This window comes from Hydrogenophaga crocea, from assembly GCF_011388215.1.
GTDB lineage: Bacteria > Pseudomonadota > Gammaproteobacteria > Burkholderiales > Burkholderiaceae_C > Hydrogenophaga > Hydrogenophaga crocea.
Map to the genome: position 1 here is coordinate 1387680 of NZ_CP049989.1, position 16401 is coordinate 1404080.

Sequence of the window (16401 nt, forward strand, 5' to 3'; positions counted from 1 at the left end):
GGCACTGCCGCCGCCAATCCGTCGGGCCGACCGTTCGCGTCGACGAATCGGCTCTCGTGTGCAGTAATGCATGCCTGTCCCCCCTATGGGCGATGCACAGGGGCCGGGAGACATGCGGGTAAGGAGTACCTTCAGGTATAGTTTCCAAGTTGTTAACTTTTATTAACATTTACTCCCCGGTTGGAGGTGACGAGCATGCAAAAACATACGTCCGTTGGTTCTCGCGCGATGGTCTGGATGGGCGCTTTTGCCGCCGCCGCCGTGCTGGCCGGATGTGCTTCCACGGGGAGCTATCCGCCGGCTCCGGTGCAGGCCGCGAGCAGCGCCGGCTACAACTACCTCGTCGGGCCGGGTGACACCCTGTCCATCAACGTCTGGCGCAACCCCGAGCTGTCGGCCGTGGTGCCGGTGCGCCCCGACGGCAAGGTCTCGGCCCCGCTGGTGGACGAGCTGCTGGCCCAGGGCAAGACCTCGCAGGAAATCGCGCGCGACGTGGAGAAAGCGCTCGGCAAGTTCGTGCGCGACCCGGTCGTCACCGTGATCGTCACCAACTTCGTGGGCTCGCACGGCGAGCAGGTGCGCGTGGTGGGCGAGGCGGCCAAGCCGCAGGCGCTGCCGTTTCGCGCCCGCATGACCGTGATGGACGTGCTCATCGCGTCCGGCGGCCTCACCGAATTCGCCAACGGCAACAAGGCCACCATCGTGCGCGCCGCCGAAGGCAACAAGCGCTACAGCGTGCGCCTCGACGACCTCGTCAAGCGCGGCGACATCTCGGCCAACGTCGAAATGCTGCCTGGCGACATCCTGATCATTCCTCAGGGCTGGTTCTGATCGTTCTGACCTGAACGGCCGGCGCGGCTGCGCCGGCCGCTGGGCACTCCGGGGTTCGTTTCCGCATGCACGATTTCATCCAACAACTCGGCAACGCCTTGCGCGGCATGTGGCTGTACCGCCGCACCGGCGTGATCGTGGCCTGGCTCGTGGCCGCACTGGCCACCGTGGGGGTCATGTTCATCCCCGACCGCTTCGAGGCCAGCGCGCGCGTCTACGTGGACACGCAGTCCATCCTGCGCCCGCTGATGGCCGGTCTCACCATCCAGCCCGACGTGGACCAGCAGGTGGCCATGCTGGGCCGCACGCTCATCAGCCGCCCGACCATCGAGAAGCTCGTCGAGTCGACCGACTTCGGCGTGCCCAACGCCACCAAGGCCCAGCGCGACGCGCTGGTGGCGCGGATGATGCAGAACATCCAGCTCAAGTCGACCGGCCGCGACAACCTCTACACCATCTCGATGCGCGACGAGAGCCCGCAGTTCGCGCTGCACGTGGTGGACGCGCTCATGAAGGCCTTCATCGCCTCGCGCGAAGGCGCCTCCAGCGCCGACTCGAAGAACGCGCGTGAATTCATCGACGAGCAGATCCGCAACTACGAGGCCAAGCTCAGCGAGGCCGAGTCGCGCCTGAAAGACTTCAAGCTGCGCCACATCGACATGCAGACGCAGGGCAACATCGACATGGCCGCGCGCATCGCCGAGAACACCACCCAGGTGAGCCAGGCCCGCCTCGAACTGCGCGAAGCCGAGAGCGCGCGCGAAGCGGCCCGCGCACAGCTCGAACAGGCGCGCAACCTGGCCCGCGCGGCCACGCAGAACACCGGTGGCTTCGCCACGCCCGAGGTCGATGCGCGCCTGACCGAACTCAAGCGCAACCTCGATGGCCTGCTGCAGCGCTACACCGACCGCCACCCCGACGTCGAGAACACCCGCAAGCTGATCGCCGAACTCGAACAGCAGAAGGCGCGCCAGGTCGAGGAACTGCGCCGCCAGGCGCAGGCCGCCGGCACGCAGCGCAGCGGCATCGAGGCCAACCCCACGGTGATCGAGATGTCGCGCACCCTGGCCGCGGCCGAGGTGCAGGTGGCTTCGCTGCGCGCCCGCCTGGGCGAGTACGAAAGCCGTGGCGCGCGCATCCGCGAGCAGGCCAAGGCCGCACCGCAGATCGAGGCCGAGCTGGCCCAGCTCAACCGCGACTACGACGTGCACCGCAAGAACTACGAAGACCTGGTGGGGCGCCGCGAGACCGTGGCCCTGAGCAACGAGCTGCAGAGCGATTCGCGGCTGGCGCAGTTCCGCGTGGTGGAGCCGCCCCAGGTGGGCCGCCGCCCCGTGGCGCCCAACCGCGTGCTGCTGATGCCCGTGGTGCTGCTGGCGGCGCTGGCGGCCGGCATCGGCTCGACCCTGCTGCTGAGCAACCTGCGGCCGGTGTTCTTCGACGCCGCCAGCCTGCGCGGCGCGGTCGACCTGCCGCTCCTGGGCACCGTCACGCTGGTGCGCAGCGCCCAGGTGCGCCAGCGCGAAGGCCGCAGCATCCTGCGCGTCGTGGCCTCGGTGCTGGCGCTGGTCGTGCTGCTGGCGATCGGCATGGTGGCGCTGTCCATCCATCAATCCTCTGCCTGAACGGAACCCGAGCCCATGTCCAGTCTGATCGAGAAGGCCGCCCAGCGCCTCGAGCAACTCAGGAAAGCCGGCGCCGAGGTCCCGACCACGAGCGACCTGCCGCCGCTGCCGCCGCTGAACACGCGGCACGACGCCGCGCACCCGCGCCCCCTGTCCGCCGAGCCGGCGCGTCCCGCGGTGACCTCGCGCGTCGTCGAGCTCGACCTCGACGTGCTGTCGGCGGCCGGCATCATCACGCCGAACGCCCAGCGAAGCCCCACGGCCGACCAGTTCCGCGTGCTCAAGCGCCCGCTGCTGGCCAATGCCACGGGCAAGGGTGCGGTGCCGGTGCGCAACGGCAACCGCATCATGGTCACGAGTTCGATGCCCGGCGAGGGCAAGACCTTCACCGCGGTGAACCTGGCCATGAGCATCGCCATGGAGCTCGACCACACGGTGCTGCTGGTCGACGCCGACGTGTCGCGCCCCTCGGTCATGAAGACCCTGGGCCTGCCCTCGGGCCCCGGCCTCATGGACCTGCTCATGGGCGAGCAGCTCGAAATGTCCGAGGCGCTGCTGCGCACCAACATCGACAAGCTCTCGCTGCTGCCCAGCGGCCGCCCGCACGCGCGCGCCACCGAGCTGCTGGCCAGCGACGCCATGAGCGCGCTGGTCGAGGAGATGGGCCGCCGCTATCCCGAGCGCGTGATCGTGTTCGACTCGCCGCCGCTGCTCATGACCACCGAGTCGCGCGTGCTGGCCACGCACATGGGCCAGATCGTGGTCGTGGTGCAGGCCGGCCACACCCAGCGCGCCCAGGTGCGCCAGGCGCTCGAGACCATCGAGAGCTGCCCCATCAAGCTCATGGTGCTCAACCAGGTGCACAAGGAAGACAAGTCGTCCTACGGCTATGGCTACGGCTACAGCGCGGCGCCTTCGTCGGCCAGCGCCTGAACCCCGCAGGAACCCCGCCGTGACGCGAACCCCTGTTTCCCCCACGCCCGGCCTGCGGCACGCGATCGCCGCAGCCTGCCTGCTGGCGGTCAGCCCCTGGCTGGCCGCGCAGGGCCTGCCCGCACCGTCGAACGCCGCCGGCGCGGCCGACGCCACGCTGGAGAGGCCCTCGGGCCCGCCGCCGCGCCTGTGGATCGAGCCGCGGGTGTTCGTCACGCAGACCTATTCCGACAACTACCGCCTGGCCAACACCAACCGCGAGGCCGAGCTCACCACCGAGCTCGGCGCCGGGGTGAGCGCCGCATTCAACCTGCCGCGCCTCACGGGCAACGTCGACTACAGCCTGTCGGGCCAGGTCCCCGCGCTGGGCGTGGGCGAGAACCAGCGCCGCCAGGCCTTGCAGAGCGACCTGCTGCTCGACGCCTGGAACCAGGCGGCCTTCATCGAGTTCAACGGCAACATCGGCGACGAACGCGTGTCCGCGCTCGGCCCGCAGCCCGTGGGCGGCACCAATCCCACGAACCTGTCGGAGACCAAGCGTTTCCGCGTCTCGCCGTTCCTGCGCGGCACCTGGGACAACCGGCTCGACTACGAGCTGCGCTACACGCGCCAGAGCTGGCGCACCGCGATCTCGGACCGCTACGACATGGACGAGACCGGCTGGAACGCGCGCCTGGGCAGCGCGGCCGAAGTGGGCCGGCTGGGTTGGGAGCTGTCGGCCTCGCAGAACGAGATCGACTACAACGCCGGGCGCTCCACCACCTACCAGACCGCGCTCGCGCTGCTGCGCTACGCGTTCACGCCCACGCTGCAGGGCTTCGTGCAGGGCGGTCGCGAATACAACGACCTGCTCACGCCCGAGCGCACCGGCTACAACAGCCACACCCTCGGTGTGGACTGGCGCCCCGTGGAGCTCGCGCGCGTCGCGGCCTCGCGCAGCAAGCACTTCTACGGCAACGGCCACGACGTCGCGCTCGAGTACCGCATGCGCCGGGTGCTGCTGCGCTACACCGACGCGCGCAGCCTGAACACCGGCCAGCTTGGCCTGGACACCAACGGCGCCACGCTCAACGAGCTGTTCAACAACCTCTACCAGTCGCTCGAACCCGATCCCGTGCGCCGCGCGCAGCTGGTGCAGGCCGAACTCGCGCGCCTGGGCCTGCAGGGCGATTCCACGACCTTGCCCGGTTACCTCACGGCCAGCGCCACGGTGCAGCGCAACCAGCAACTGAGCGCTGCGCTGCTCGGTCAGCGCGGCGTGCTCACCTTCCTGATCGAGCGCTCCTCGGCACGCCGGCTCAACAACGCGCAGGCCATCGGTGACGACTTCGACCTCAGCAACACGCTCGACGAGCAGGGCTGGGCCGTGCTCTACGCGCACCGCCTCACGCCCCGGCTCGCGCTCAATTTCTCGCTGACGCGCCGCGAGACCGAAGGCCAGGTGAGCACGCTGAGCAGCCGCCAGACCGCGGTCTCGGTGGGCCTGAGCGCACGGCTCGCGCGCCGCACCACCGGCTCGGTGCTGCTGCGCCACACCAGCACCGATTCCCTTCTTCCCTACCGGGAGACCGCGATCCTGGGCGCCCTGGTTCAACGGTTCTGACCCATGTACGAAGACTTCTACGGCCTCACCAGCAAGCCGTTCCAGCTCAACCCCGACCCGCGCTTCTACTTCAGCGGCAAGCCGCACCGCCGTGCGCGCTCGTACCTGGTGTACGGCGTGATGCGCGGCGAAGGCTTCATCGTCATCACCGGCGAGGTGGGCGCGGGCAAGACCACCATCGTGCGCGACCTGCTCGACAGCCTGGAGAACGGCACCGTGGTGGCGGCCCAGCTCGTGAGCACGCAGCTCGGCGCCGAAGACGCGCTCAAGCTGGTGTGCGCGGCGTTCGGCGTGAGCGTCAAGAGCAACGGCAAGGCCGACCTGCTGATGGCCCTGGAGGCCTACTTCATCACCCAGGTCTCGCAGGGCAAGCGCTGCCTGCTGATCGTGGACGAAGCGCAGAACCTGCAGCCGCAGGCGGTTGAAGAGCTGCGCATGCTCTCGAACTTCCAGTTCGGTGACCAGGCCCTGCTGCAAACCTTCCTGATCGGCCAGCCCGAGTTCCGCGACATCCTGCAAAGCCCGGGCATGCTGCAGCTGCGCCAGCGCGTGACCGCGCGCTGCCACCTCGGCCCGCTGGACGAAGAAGACACGCAGGGTTATGTGGAGCACCGCCTCAAGTGCGCGGGCTACAGCGGCAACCCCAGCATCGACCCGGCGATCTACGCGCTGCTGCAGGAAGAATCGGGCGGCATCCCGCGCCGCATCAACCTGCTCATGGACCGGCTGCTGCTGCAGGGCTTCCTGGCCGAGCAGACGCACCTGTCGCTGGAAGCCTTCCGCGAGGTGCTCGCCGAGTACAAGGCCGAGAACGCGCCCGCGCCCGCCCGTGCGCCGGCCGACCCGCAGCGCTGGGGCCACCTGGCCGTGGCACCGCCGCCCGACCGCCTGCCCACGCTCACCGACGAGCTCGACCCGCTCGATCTCGAGATCGATCCCGCGGTGGCCGACGCGGTGCACCAGCAGCTCACCCAGGTGAATGCCGAAGAACTCGGCGAGCGGCTGCTGCGCATCGAGCGCAGCGTGCTGCGCCAGGAGCGCGTGAGCCTGGAGATCCTGAACGCGCTGCGCCAGATCGTGGCCGCGAGCCGCAAGGGCCGGCCCGCGGGCCGCGACGAGCGCCAGCCCCCCAACGCCGGCAACGGAACGACCGGTTGAGCGGCCTCGCCGCCGCCACCGCACCTTCGCAGGAGAGCACGCCATGCTGATGCCGACCCGGCACGTGAACGCGTTGACCATCGACGTCGAGGACTACTTCCAGGTCTCGGCCTTCGCCCCCTACATCGCACGCACCGAGTGGGACCAGCGCGAATGCCGCGTCGAGCGCAACGTCGACCGCATCCTGGCCCTGCTGGCCGAACGCGGCATCCACGCCACCTTCTTCACCCTGGGCTGGGTGGCCGAGCGCTACCCGGCGCTGATCCGCCGCATCGTGGCGCAGGGCCACGAACTCGCGAGCCACGGCTACGGCCACCAGCGCGTGACCGACCTCGACCCGGCCGGCTTCCGCGAAGACGTGACCCGCGCCAAGCAGCTGCTCGAAGACATCGGCGGCGAGCTCGTGATCGGCTACCGCGCCCCGAGCTTCTCGATCGGCGAGCGCAACCTGTGGGCGCTCGACGTGCTGCTCGAAACCGGCCACCGCTACAGCTCCAGCATTTACCCGGTCAAGCACGACCACTACGGCATGCCCGATGCCCCGCGCTTCGCGCACCCCGTGCGCGACGGCCTGCTCGAGGTGCCGCCCACCACGCTGCGGATGTTCAACCGCAACCTGCCGTCGAGCGGCGGCGGCTACTTCCGGCTGTTCCCGTACGCGCTGTCGCGCTGGATGATCGAGGCCGTGAACGCCCGCGACGGCGAGCCCGCGATCTTCTACTTCCACCCCTGGGAGATCGACCCCGAGCAGCCGCGCGTGGCCGCGGCCGACCTGAAGTCGAAGTTCCGCCACTACGTCAACCTCGACCGCAACGAGGCCAAGCTGCGCCGCCTGCTCGACGATCTGCGCTGGGACCGCATGGACAGGATCTTTCTGCCCGACCTGGCCCCCGCCAAGACGCGCGACGAGGTGGCCCTTGCCTGAGGCGAACACCTTGCACGTTCACCGCCTCGACGGCCGCGACGTGGCCGCCGTGGCCCGCTGGGACGCCTTCGCGGCGGCCTGTCCCTCGGCCACCTTCTTCCACCGCGCCGGCTGGGAGCGCATCCTGCGCGAGGTGTTCCGCCACGACACGCACTACCTGTTCGCCAGCGACGCCAGCGGCATCCGCGGCGTGCTGCCGCTGGCGCACGTGCAGAGCCGTTTGTTCGGGCGCTCGCTCTCGAGCCTGCCTTTCGCGGCCTATGGCGGCGTGGCCGCGCTCGACACCGAGGCCGAGGCCGCGCTCGTGATGCGCGCCGAGCAACTGGCGCGCGAACTCGGCGTGGAACACCTGGAGCTGCGCAACACCGAGCGCCGCCACCCCGAGTGGCCCGTGCAAGACCTCTACGTGACCTTCCGCAAGCCCATCGAGCCCACGGAAGAGGCCAACATGCTCGCCATCCCGCGCAAGCAGCGCGCCATGGTGCGCAAGGGCATCAAGAACGGCCTGGTCGCCACCGTCGATCCCGACGTCGACACCTTCTTCGCGCTCTACGCCGACAACGTGCACCGCCACGGCACGCCCGCGCTGTCCAAGCGCTACTTCCGCGCGCTGCGCGAGGTCTTCGGCGACGACTGCGAGGTCTTCACCGTGCGCAGCGCCGAGGGCCAGCCGCTCTCGAGCGTGGTGAGCTTCTACTGGCGCGACGAGGTGCTGCCGTACTACGCGGGCGACGATTTCGCCGCGCGCGAGCTCGCGGCCAACGACTTCAAGTACTGGGAGCTGCTGCGCCGCGCCTGCGCGCGCGGGCTCAAGGTGTTCGACTACGGCCGCAGCAAGGTGGGCACCGGCCCCTACGCGTTCAAGAAGAACTGGGGCTTCGAGCCCACGCCGCTGCACTACGAGTACCGGCTGCTCACGCGCGACGCGATCCCGCAGAACAACCCGGCCAACCCCAAGTACCGGCTCATGATCGCGACCTGGCGGCGCCTGCCGCTGCCGGTGGCCAACTGGCTGGGCCCGCACATCGTGCGCCACCTCGGCTGATCCATGGCCAACCTGCTGTACCTGGTGCACCGCATGCCGTACCCGCCCGACAAGGGCGACAAGGTGCGCTCGTACCACCTGCTGCGCCACCTGCAGCGCCAGCACCGCGTGTTCCTGGGCACTTTCATCGACGACCCCGCCGATGAACAGCACGTGGACGCGCTGAGGGCGATCTGCCCCGACCTGCACCTGGTGCGCATCGACCCGCGCTGGCGCAAGCTCGCGAGCGCGCAGGGCTTTCTGCGCGGCGAGGCGCTGTCGCTGAGCTTCTACCGCCACGCCGGCATGCGCGAGTGGGTGCGCCGCATCGCGCGCGAGCACGAGTTGCACGCCAGCGTGGTGTTCTCGTCCACCATGTCGCCGTTCGCGGCCGAGCTGCTGCCCCGGGTGCCCATGCTGGTCGACATCGTCGACGCCGACTCGGTGAAGTGGACCCAGTACGCGGCCAACCACCGCTGGCCGATGTCGGCGGTGTACGCGCGCGAAGGCCGCCTGCTGCTCGCGCACGAACGCGCCACCGCGCTGCAGGCGCGCCAGTCGTACTTCGTGACGCCGCAGGAGGTGGAGCTGTTCCTCTCGCTCGCGCCCGATTGCCGCGGCCGCGTCAAGGCCATGGGCAACGGCGTCAACGCCGACTTCTTCCAGCCCGATGCGGCGCTGCCGTCACCCTTCGAGGCCGGTGAGCTGCCCATCGTGTTCACCGGCGCCATGGACTACTGGCCCAACATCGACGGCGTGCGCTGGTTCGCCGAGCACATGCTGGCCCCGATCCGCGCGCGCCACCCGCAGGCGCGCTTCTGGATCGTGGGCCGCAACCCCGCCTCGGCGGTGCAGGCGCTGGCCAGCGATGCGGTGCGCGTCACCGGCACGGTGCCCGACGTGCGGCCCTACCTGCAACACGCGGCCGCCGTGGTCGCGCCGCTGCGCGTGGCGCGCGGCCTGCAGAACAAGATCCTCGAGGCCATGGCCATGGGCCAGCCCGTGGCCACCGTGCCCTCGTGCGCCGAGGCCATCGGCGCGAGCGCCGAACAGGGCCTGCACCGCGCGGAGACCGCCGCCGACTTCGTGCAGGCCGTGCTCGACGCCTTCGCCGACCCGGCCGCGCGCCGCGCGCAGGGCGAGCGCGCGCGCGCCTTCGCCATCGACCATTTCGGCTGGACCGCGCACCTGAGCGCGATCGACGCCGACCTCCACCAGGACGCCTGAGCATGTGCGGCATCGCCGGTCTGTTCGACCCCCAGGGCCTGCGGCCCTTCGACCCCGCGCTGATGCGCCGCATCAACGACGTGCAGTCGCACCGCGGCCCCGACAGCGACGGCCTGCACCTCGAGCCCGGCCTCGCGCTGGGCCACCGGCGGCTGTCGGTGATCGACCTGTCCACCGGCGACCAGCCGCAGTTCAACGACGACGGCAGCGTGGCCATCGTCTTCAACGGCGAGATCTACAACTACCGCCAGCTCATGCCCGAGCTGCAGTCGCTGGGCTACCGCTTCCGCACGCGCAGCGACACCGAGGTGATCGTGCGCGCCTGGGAGGCCTGGGGCCCGGCCTGCGTGCAGCGCCTGCGCGGCATGTTCGCCTTCGCGCTCTGGGACCGGCGCCAGCAGACCCTGTTCCTCGCGCGCGACCGGCTCGGCGTCAAGCCCATGCACTACGCCTGGCTGCCGGATGGCAGCTTCGTGTTCGGCTCCGAGCTCAAGGTCATCACGGCGCACCCCGCGTTCGAGCGCCGCATCGACCCGCTGGCGGTGGAGGACTATTTCTCGCTCGGCTACGTGGCCGACCCGCGCTGCATCTACCAGAACGCCCACAAGCTGCCGTCGGCGCACACGCTCACGCTGCGCCGCGGCGGCCCGGCCCGGCCCGAGCCCGTGCCGTACTGGGACGTGCGCTTCACCAACGACAACCCGATCAGCGCCGCCGATGCCCAAGCCGAGCTGCGCGAGCGCCTGCGCGAATCGGTCGAGCTGCGCATGATCGCCGACGTGCCGCTCGGCGCCTTCCTCTCGGGCGGCGTCGATTCGAGCGCCGTGGTGGCCACCATGGCCGGCCTGTCGCCGCAGCCCGTGCACACCTGCGCCATCGGCTTCGACGATCCGAAGTTCAACGAGTCGGACTTCGCGAAGCAGGTGGCCGAGCGCTACCGCACCGACCACCGCCTGGAGATCGTGGGCACCGACGACTTCGGCCTCATCGACCGCCTGGCCTGGCTCTACGACGAGCCTTTCGCCGACAGCTCGGCGCTGCCCACCTACCGCGTCTGCGAAATGGCGCGCAAGCACGTCACCGTGGCGCTCTCGGGCGACGGCGGCGACGAGAGCTTCGGCGGCTACCGCCGCTACCGCATGCACCTGGGCGAAGAGGCGCTGCGCAGCCGGCTGCCGCTGGGCGTGCGCCGGCCGGTGTTCGGTGCGCTGGGTTCGATCTACCCCAAGGCCGACTGGGCGCCGCGCCCGCTGCGCGCCAAGACCACCTTCCAGGCCCTGGCCATGGACTCGGTGCAGGCCTACCACCACAGCATGTCGCACCTGCGCGCCGAGCAGCGCGCCGCGCTGTACACGCCGGCCTTCCAGCAGCAGCTCGGGGGCTACAGCTCGCTCGACGTGTTCGCGCAGCACGCCGAGGCGGCGGGCACCGACGACCCGCTCGCGCTGATCCAGTACATCGACTACAAGACCTGGCTGGTCGGCGACATCAACACCAAGGTCGACCGCGCGAGCATGGCGCACTCGCTCGAGGTGCGCGAGCCGCTGCTCGACCACGAGCTCATCGAATGGCTGGCCACGCTGCCCAACCGCCACAAGATCGACGGCGGCGAGGGCAAGGCCCTGCTCAAGCGCGCCATGGAGCCCATGCTGCCGCACGACGTGCTTTACCGGCCCAAGATGGGCTTTTCCGTGCCGCTGGCGAGCTGGCTGCGCGGGCCGCTGGCCGAGCGCGCGCGCGAAGCCGTCACGGGCGATCGGCTGCTCGGCACCGGCCTGTTCCAGCCGGAGCGGCTGCGCCAGCTGTACGACCAGCACCAGGCCGGCACCAGCGACCACGCCACGCCGCTGTGGATGTTCGTGATGTTCGAGGCCTTCCTTCGGCAGGCGGAGACCACGGCATGAAGACCCGCGTGGTGCACGTCGTCTACCGCTTTGACATGGGCGGGCTCGAGAACGTGATCGTGCAGCTCATCAACCGCCTGCCGGCCGAGCGCTTCGAGCACGTGGTGCTCTCGCTCACCACGGTGGGCGATTTCGCGCAGCGCATCGAACGCCCCGACGTGCGCCTGATCGCGCTCGACAAGCCGCCGGGCCACGCCTTCAAGCTCTACCCGCGCATCTGGCGCCTGCTGCGCGAGCTGCGCCCGCAGGTGCTTCACACCTGCAACATCGCGCCGCTGGAAATCGTGCCCGTGGCCGCGCTCGCGGGCGTGCCGCAGCGCATCCACGTGGAGCACGGCTGGGACGCGGCCGACCCCGACGGCCGCAACCCGCGCTACCGCTGGCTGCGCCGGCTCTACGCGCCCTTCGTGACGCGCTTCGTGTCGGTCTCGGCCGACCTCGACCGCTACCTGCAGACCGCCATCGGCGTGGCCGACCACCGCCGCTGCCTGGTGGGCAATGGCGTGGACACCCAGGCCTTCCGGCCCGGCGCGGGCGATCCGCCCGCGGGCTGCCCGTTCACGCCCGGCGAACACTGGATCGTGGGCACCGTGGGCCGCATGATGACGGTGAAGAACCAGCCGCTGCTCGCGCGCGCCTTCGTGCGCCTGCTGCGCGAGCGCCCCGATCTGCGGCCGCGCGCGCGCCTGGTGATGGTGGGCGACGGCCCGCTCAAGGCCGAGGTCGAGCGCGTGCTGGGCGAGGCCGGTCTGCGCGAACTCGCCTGGCTGCCCGGTGCGCGCAGCGACGTGGCCGAGCAGCTGCGCAGCTTCGACGTGTTCGCGCTGCCCTCGCAGGCCGAAGGCACCTCGTGCACGCTGCAAGAGGCCATGTCCAGCGCGCGCGCCGTGGTCGCCACGGCCGTGGGCGGCACGCCCGACCTCATCACCCCCGAGAGCGACGGCCTGCTCGTGCCCAGCGACGACGAGGCCGCGCTCGCGCAAGCCCTGCTGCGCCTGCACGACGACCCCTCGCTGGCCCTGCGACTGGGGCTGGCCGCGCGCCGCCGCGCCGTGGCGCATTTCTCCCTCGACTCCATGGTCGCGTCCTACGCCGCGCTGTTCGCCGGCGAGCCGCAGCCCCAGCCGGCCTGAGGCCGCCCGCCATGCGCATCCTTTACCACCACCGCACCGCCAGCAAAGACGGCCAGGCCGTGCACATCGAAGAAATGATCGACGCGCTGCGCGGCCTGGGCCACGAGGTGCGCGTGGTGGCGCCCATGGTCGGCGACGACACCGGTCAGATGGGCGGCGGCGTGGGCTGGGTGCACCGCCTCAAGGCGCGGCTGCCGCGTGCGGTCTACGAACTCATGGAGCTCGCCTACAGCGCGGTGGCCTACCGCAAGCTGCTGCGCGCCGCGCGCGAGTTCCAGCCCGACGCGATCTACGAGCGCTACAACCTGTTCCTGCTCTCGGGCCTGATGGCCAAGCGCCGCCTGGGCCTGCCGCTGCTGCTCGAAGTCAACGCGCCGCTGGTGCAGGAGCGCGCGCAGCACAGCGGCGGCCTGTCGCTGCAACGCCTGGCGCGCTGGGCCGAGGGCACGGCCTGGCGCGGCGCCGACGCCGTGCTGCCGGTGACGGCGGTGCTTGCGCAGCACGTGCGCGCCCATGGCGTGCCGGCCGAGCGCATCCACGTGGTGCCCAACGGCATCAACCGCGCGCACTTCGCGGGCGCACCCACGCCCGAGGCCGCCCGGCGCGCGCTCGGGCTCGAAGGCCGGCTGGTGCTGGGCTTCACCGGCTTCGTGCGCGAATGGCACGGGGTCGACCGCATCATCGACTGGATGGCCACGGCCGACGCGCCGGCCGAGTCGCACCTGCTCATGGTGGGCGACGGCCCGGTGCGCGCCGCGCTCGAAGCCCAGGCCGCGCGCCTGGGCCTGTCGCAGCGCGTGAGCTTCACGGGCGTGGTGCACCGCGACGCGGTGCCCGCCCACGTCGCGGCCTTCGACATCGCCTTGCAGCCCGCCGTCACGGCCTATGCGTCGCCGCTCAAGCTCATGGAGTACCTGGCGCTGGGCAAGGCGGTGGTGGCGCCGGCCACGCCCAACCTCATGGAGGTGCTCACGCACGAGGTGAACGCGCTGCTGTTCGACGAGCACGGCGCCGGCGCGCTCGAAGCCGCGCTCACGCGCCTGTGCCGCGACGGCGAACTGCGGGCCCGCCTGGGCCAGGGCTCGGCCGACACCATCGACCGGCTCGGGCTGACCTGGAGCGGCAACGCGCAGCGCGCGGTGCGGCTGGCCGAGGCCGCGCGGGCAGGGCAGGGCCGCACCGCGGGAGCGCGCGCATGATCAAGGTGCTGCTGTTCTCCACGCTGTTCCCGAGCAGCGTGCGCCCCATCCACGGCATCTTCGTCGAGACGCGGCTGCGCGAGCTCGTGAAGAGCGGCGAGGTGCAGGCCAAGGTCATCGCACCCGTGCCCTGGTTCCCGTCCACCGCGAAACGCTTCGGCGAGTACGCGCAGTTCGCCGCCACGCCGCGCCATGAAGTGCGCAACGGGCTCGAAGTGCACCACCCGCGCTACCTGCTGCTGCCCAAGGTGGGCATGAACCTCGCGCCCTGGGCCATGGCGCTGGCCGCGCTGCCGCTGGCGCGCCGGCTGCAGCGCGAGGGCTTCGACTTCGACCTGATCGACGCCCACTACTACTACCCCGACGGCGTGGCCGCGGGCCTGCTCGCGAAGTGGCTGGGCAAGCCCTTCCAGGTCACCGCGCGCGGCACCGACCTCAACCTGATTCCGCAGTACGCCTACCCGCGCAAGCTCATCCTCGAAACGGCCGCGCGCGCGCACGCCTCGATCGGCGTGTGCCAGGCGCTCATGGACAGCCTGCGCGATCTCGGCGGCGACCCCGCCAAGCTGCACACGCTGCGCAACGGTGTGGACCTGCAGCGTTTCGTGCCCGAGCCGCGCGAGGCCGCGCGCGAGCGCCTGGGCCTGCCAAGCGAGGGGCCGTACCTGCTGTCGGTGGGCCACCTGATCGAGCGCAAGGGCCACCACCTGGCCATCGAGGCCCTGCCGGCGCTGCCCGGCGTGACCCTGCTGATCGCGGGTGCGGGCCCCGAGGAAGGCCGGCTCAAGGCCCTGGCCGCGCGCCTGGGCGTGGCCGATCGCGTGCGCTGGGCCGGCGTGGTGCCGCAGACCGAGCTCAAGTGGTGGTACAGCGCGGCCGACGTGCTCGCGCTGTGCAGCAGCCGCGAGGGCTGGGCCAACGTGCTGCTCGAGGCCATGGCCTGCGGCACGCCCGTGATCGCCACCAACATCTGGGGCACGCCCGAGGTGGTGAGCACGCCCGACGCCGGCGTGCTGATGGCGCGCCGCGATGCCGCCGCGCTGGCCGAGGCCTGGCAGCGGCTGCAGGCCGCGCTGCCCACGCGCGCCGCCGTGCGTGCGCACGCCGAACGCTTCTCCTGGGACGAGACCACCGCCGGCCAGCTCGCGCTCATGCGGCCGCTGGCCCACAAGGACCCCGCGGCGCCTGCCAGCGCCGCCCTGCCGCACACGCCAAGCCCATGAACACGACCGACCGCTTCCCCACCGCCGACCGCTGGGCCTGGCTGCTGATCGCCCTGGTGATCGCAGCGCTGTTCCTGCAGGCCCCGCACGGCGGCGCCTTCTACTGGAGCGATGCGCCGCGCCACGCGCTCAACGGCGTGTTCGTGTGGGACCTGCTCACGTCCATGCCCCTGAGCGACCCGGCCGGTTATGCCTACCGCTATTACGCCCAGTACCCGGCGCTCACCATCCTCTTCTACCCGCCGCTGTTCTACTTCCTGAGCGCGCCGTTCTTCGGGCTGCTGGGCGTGTCGCACGAGGTTGCGCTGCTGGTGGTGTTCCTGCACTACCTGGCGCTGGGCTGGGGCACCTACCGCCTGGCGCGCTTCTGGCTCGCGCCCTTCGCGGCCGCCTGCGTGGCCCTGCTGCTGGTGTGCCTGCCCGAACTGGCCTTCTGGGGCCGGCAGGTGATGCTCGAAGTGCCGGCCTTCGCCTTCCTGGTCTGGAGCGCCGTGGCCTTCGTGGCCTACCTGCGCGGCGCGCCGGTCTCGCGCCTGTACCTCGCGGGTGCGCTGCTGGTGCTGGCCATGTACACCAAGATCAGCGTGGCCTTCGTGGCGCTGGCCTACGTGGTGGCGCTGTGGCAGCGCGACGGCCTGGGCGTGCTGCGCAACCGGCACCACTGGGCGGTGGCGCTGATCGCGGCGGTGGCGCTGGTGCCGCTCATGGTGCTCACGGTGAAGTTCGGCCAGGCCAACGTGCAGTCGGTCACCGGCGTGGCCGATTCCGTGGCCTCGCGCACCAGCCTCGCGGGCTGGCTGTGGTACCTGCGGCAGATTCCCTCGCAGATGGGCTGGGCCCTGACGGCCGCGGCGCTGCTGGGCGCGCTCGCCTGGGTCTGGCGCGGCCGCGGCGCGGCAGGGCAGGGCCGCGACGGCGGCTTCTGGCTCACCTGGTTCGTGGCCGGCTACGTGTTCTATTCGCTGATCGACCTCAAGGAGGCGCGCCACAGCGTCTACCTGCTGCTGCCGCTGGTGCTGGCCGCGGTGGTCGGCCTGTCGGCGCTGCTGCCCCCGCGCTGGCTCAAGCCGGTGCTGGGCCTGCTGGTGCTGGCCACGGCGGTGCAGACCTTCGTCTGGCGCCCGGTGTTCTACGTGGACGGCTACGCCAAGGTGGTCGACGAGATCACCCGCCTGGCGCCGCGCGACAGCGTGGTGCTGTTCTCGGGTTACCGCGACGGCTCCTTCGTGTTCAACCTGCGCGCGCGCGAGGACCGGCGCGACCTGAGCGTGCTGCGCGCCGACAAGATCCTGCTCAGCGTGGCGGTGCGCCGCGAACTCGGTGTCGAGCAGAAAGACCTGTCGGTCGAGCAGATGGCCGACATCATCGACGCCAGCGGCGTGCACTACGTGGTCATGCAGCCGGGCTTCTGGACCGACCTCGAGGTGATGCGCCGCTTCGAGAGCCTGATGGCCTCGCCGCGCTTCGAGGTGGTGGCGCGCATTCCCACGCCGGCCAACCACCGGGCCCACGAAACCGAGCTCGTGATCCTGCGCAACAAGGGCAACGTGGGCCCCAAGCCCGACAAGCTCAACATCGAGCTCAAGATCATCAACCGGCGCATCACCGTGCAGTGA

General features: G+C 70.8%; 13 protein-coding genes. All 13 read left to right on the forward strand.

The genetic code is table 11. From position 1 onward, the window contains the following. Positions 1–195 precede the first annotated feature (195 nt). Positions 196–831, forward strand: a complete 636-nt coding sequence (locus G9Q37_RS06770) for an XrtA/PEP-CTERM system exopolysaccharide export protein (protein WP_166226381.1) — start codon at positions 196–198, stop codon at positions 829–831. Between the two features lie 65 nt (positions 832–896). After that, entirely contained in the window at positions 897–2456 is a 1560-nt protein-coding gene (locus tag G9Q37_RS06775) for an XrtA system polysaccharide chain length determinant (RefSeq protein WP_166226384.1), read from the forward strand. Positions 2457–2471: 15 nt separating this feature from the next. After that, positions 2472–3389, forward strand: coding sequence for an XrtA-associated tyrosine autokinase (locus G9Q37_RS06780; RefSeq protein WP_166226387.1), 918 nt, complete (start codon positions 2472–2474; stop codon positions 3387–3389). A 19-nt stretch (positions 3390–3408) separates the two neighbouring features. After that, positions 3409–4992: a TIGR03016 family PEP-CTERM system-associated outer membrane protein gene (locus tag G9Q37_RS06785; protein WP_166226390.1), complete on the forward strand. Its 1584-nt coding sequence runs from the start codon at positions 3409–3411 to the stop codon at positions 4990–4992. A 3-nt stretch (positions 4993–4995) separates the two neighbouring features. After that, positions 4996–6150: an XrtA/PEP-CTERM system-associated ATPase gene (locus G9Q37_RS06790; protein ID WP_166226393.1), complete on the forward strand. Its 1155-nt coding sequence runs from the start codon at positions 4996–4998 to the stop codon at positions 6148–6150. Between the two features lie 43 nt (positions 6151–6193). After that, the gene (locus tag G9Q37_RS06795) at positions 6194–7075 is read left to right on the forward strand and encodes an XrtA system polysaccharide deacetylase (protein ID WP_166226396.1); all 882 of its coding nucleotides are present in this window, start codon (positions 6194–6196) and stop codon (positions 7073–7075) included. 10 nt (positions 7076–7085) lie between these two features. Continuing rightward, a complete protein-coding gene (locus tag G9Q37_RS06800; RefSeq protein WP_240936553.1) occupies positions 7086–8120 on the forward strand; it encodes a FemAB family XrtA/PEP-CTERM system-associated protein in 1035 nt (344 codons plus the stop codon). Between the two features lie 3 nt (positions 8121–8123). After that, positions 8124–9326, forward strand: a complete 1203-nt coding sequence (locus G9Q37_RS06805; protein ID WP_166226402.1) for a TIGR03087 family PEP-CTERM/XrtA system glycosyltransferase — start codon at positions 8124–8126, stop codon at positions 9324–9326. 2 nt (positions 9327–9328) lie between these two features. Further along, complete coding sequence (locus tag G9Q37_RS06810) at positions 9329–11230, forward strand: XrtA/PEP-CTERM system amidotransferase (protein WP_166226405.1); 1902 nt, start codon at positions 9329–9331, stop codon at positions 11228–11230. Further along, the gene (locus G9Q37_RS06815) at positions 11227–12363 is read left to right on the forward strand and encodes a TIGR03088 family PEP-CTERM/XrtA system glycosyltransferase (protein ID WP_166226407.1); all 1137 of its coding nucleotides are present in this window, start codon (positions 11227–11229) and stop codon (positions 12361–12363) included. Before G9Q37_RS06810 ends, G9Q37_RS06815 begins: the two co-directional genes overlap by 4 nt. An 11-nt stretch (positions 12364–12374) precedes the next feature. Continuing rightward, entirely contained in the window at positions 12375–13562 is a 1188-nt protein-coding gene (locus G9Q37_RS06820) for a glycosyltransferase family 4 protein (RefSeq protein WP_166226410.1), read from the forward strand. Further along, positions 13559–14785, forward strand: coding sequence for a glycosyltransferase family 4 protein (locus G9Q37_RS06825; protein ID WP_166226413.1), 1227 nt, complete (start codon positions 13559–13561; stop codon positions 14783–14785). Before G9Q37_RS06820 ends, G9Q37_RS06825 begins: the two co-directional genes overlap by 4 nt. Beyond that, positions 14782–16401: an ArnT family glycosyltransferase gene (locus G9Q37_RS06830; protein ID WP_166226416.1), complete on the forward strand. Its 1620-nt coding sequence runs from the start codon at positions 14782–14784 to the stop codon at positions 16399–16401. The genes G9Q37_RS06825 and G9Q37_RS06830 overlap by 4 nt, the downstream gene beginning before the upstream one ends.

Excerpts from the sequence above, each read along its gene's own strand:
- G9Q37_RS06790 (WP_166226393.1), top strand. The coding sequence starts at position 4,996 with ATGTACGAAGACTTCTACGGCCTCACCAGCAAGCCGTTCCAGCTCAAC.
- G9Q37_RS06770 (WP_166226381.1), top strand. The coding sequence starts at position 196 with ATGCAAAAACATACGTCCGTTGGTTCTCGCGCGATGGTCTGGATGGGC.
- G9Q37_RS06810 (WP_166226405.1), top strand. The coding sequence starts at position 9,329 with ATGTGCGGCATCGCCGGTCTGTTCGACCCCCAGGGCCTGCGGCCCTTC.
- G9Q37_RS06805 (WP_166226402.1), top strand. The coding sequence starts at position 8,124 with ATGGCCAACCTGCTGTACCTGGTGCACCGCATGCCGTACCCGCCCGAC.
- G9Q37_RS06825 (WP_166226413.1), top strand. The coding sequence starts at position 13,559 with ATGATCAAGGTGCTGCTGTTCTCCACGCTGTTCCCGAGCAGCGTGCGC.
- G9Q37_RS06795 (WP_166226396.1), top strand. The coding sequence starts at position 6,194 with ATGCTGATGCCGACCCGGCACGTGAACGCGTTGACCATCGACGTCGAG.
- G9Q37_RS06780 (WP_166226387.1), top strand. The coding sequence starts at position 2,472 with ATGTCCAGTCTGATCGAGAAGGCCGCCCAGCGCCTCGAGCAACTCAGG.
- G9Q37_RS06815 (WP_166226407.1), top strand. The coding sequence starts at position 11,227 with ATGAAGACCCGCGTGGTGCACGTCGTCTACCGCTTTGACATGGGCGGG.
- G9Q37_RS06820 (WP_166226410.1), top strand. The coding sequence starts at position 12,375 with ATGCGCATCCTTTACCACCACCGCACCGCCAGCAAAGACGGCCAGGCC.
- G9Q37_RS06830 (WP_166226416.1), top strand. The coding sequence starts at position 14,782 with ATGAACACGACCGACCGCTTCCCCACCGCCGACCGCTGGGCCTGGCTG.
- G9Q37_RS06775 (WP_166226384.1), top strand. The coding sequence starts at position 897 with ATGCACGATTTCATCCAACAACTCGGCAACGCCTTGCGCGGCATGTGG.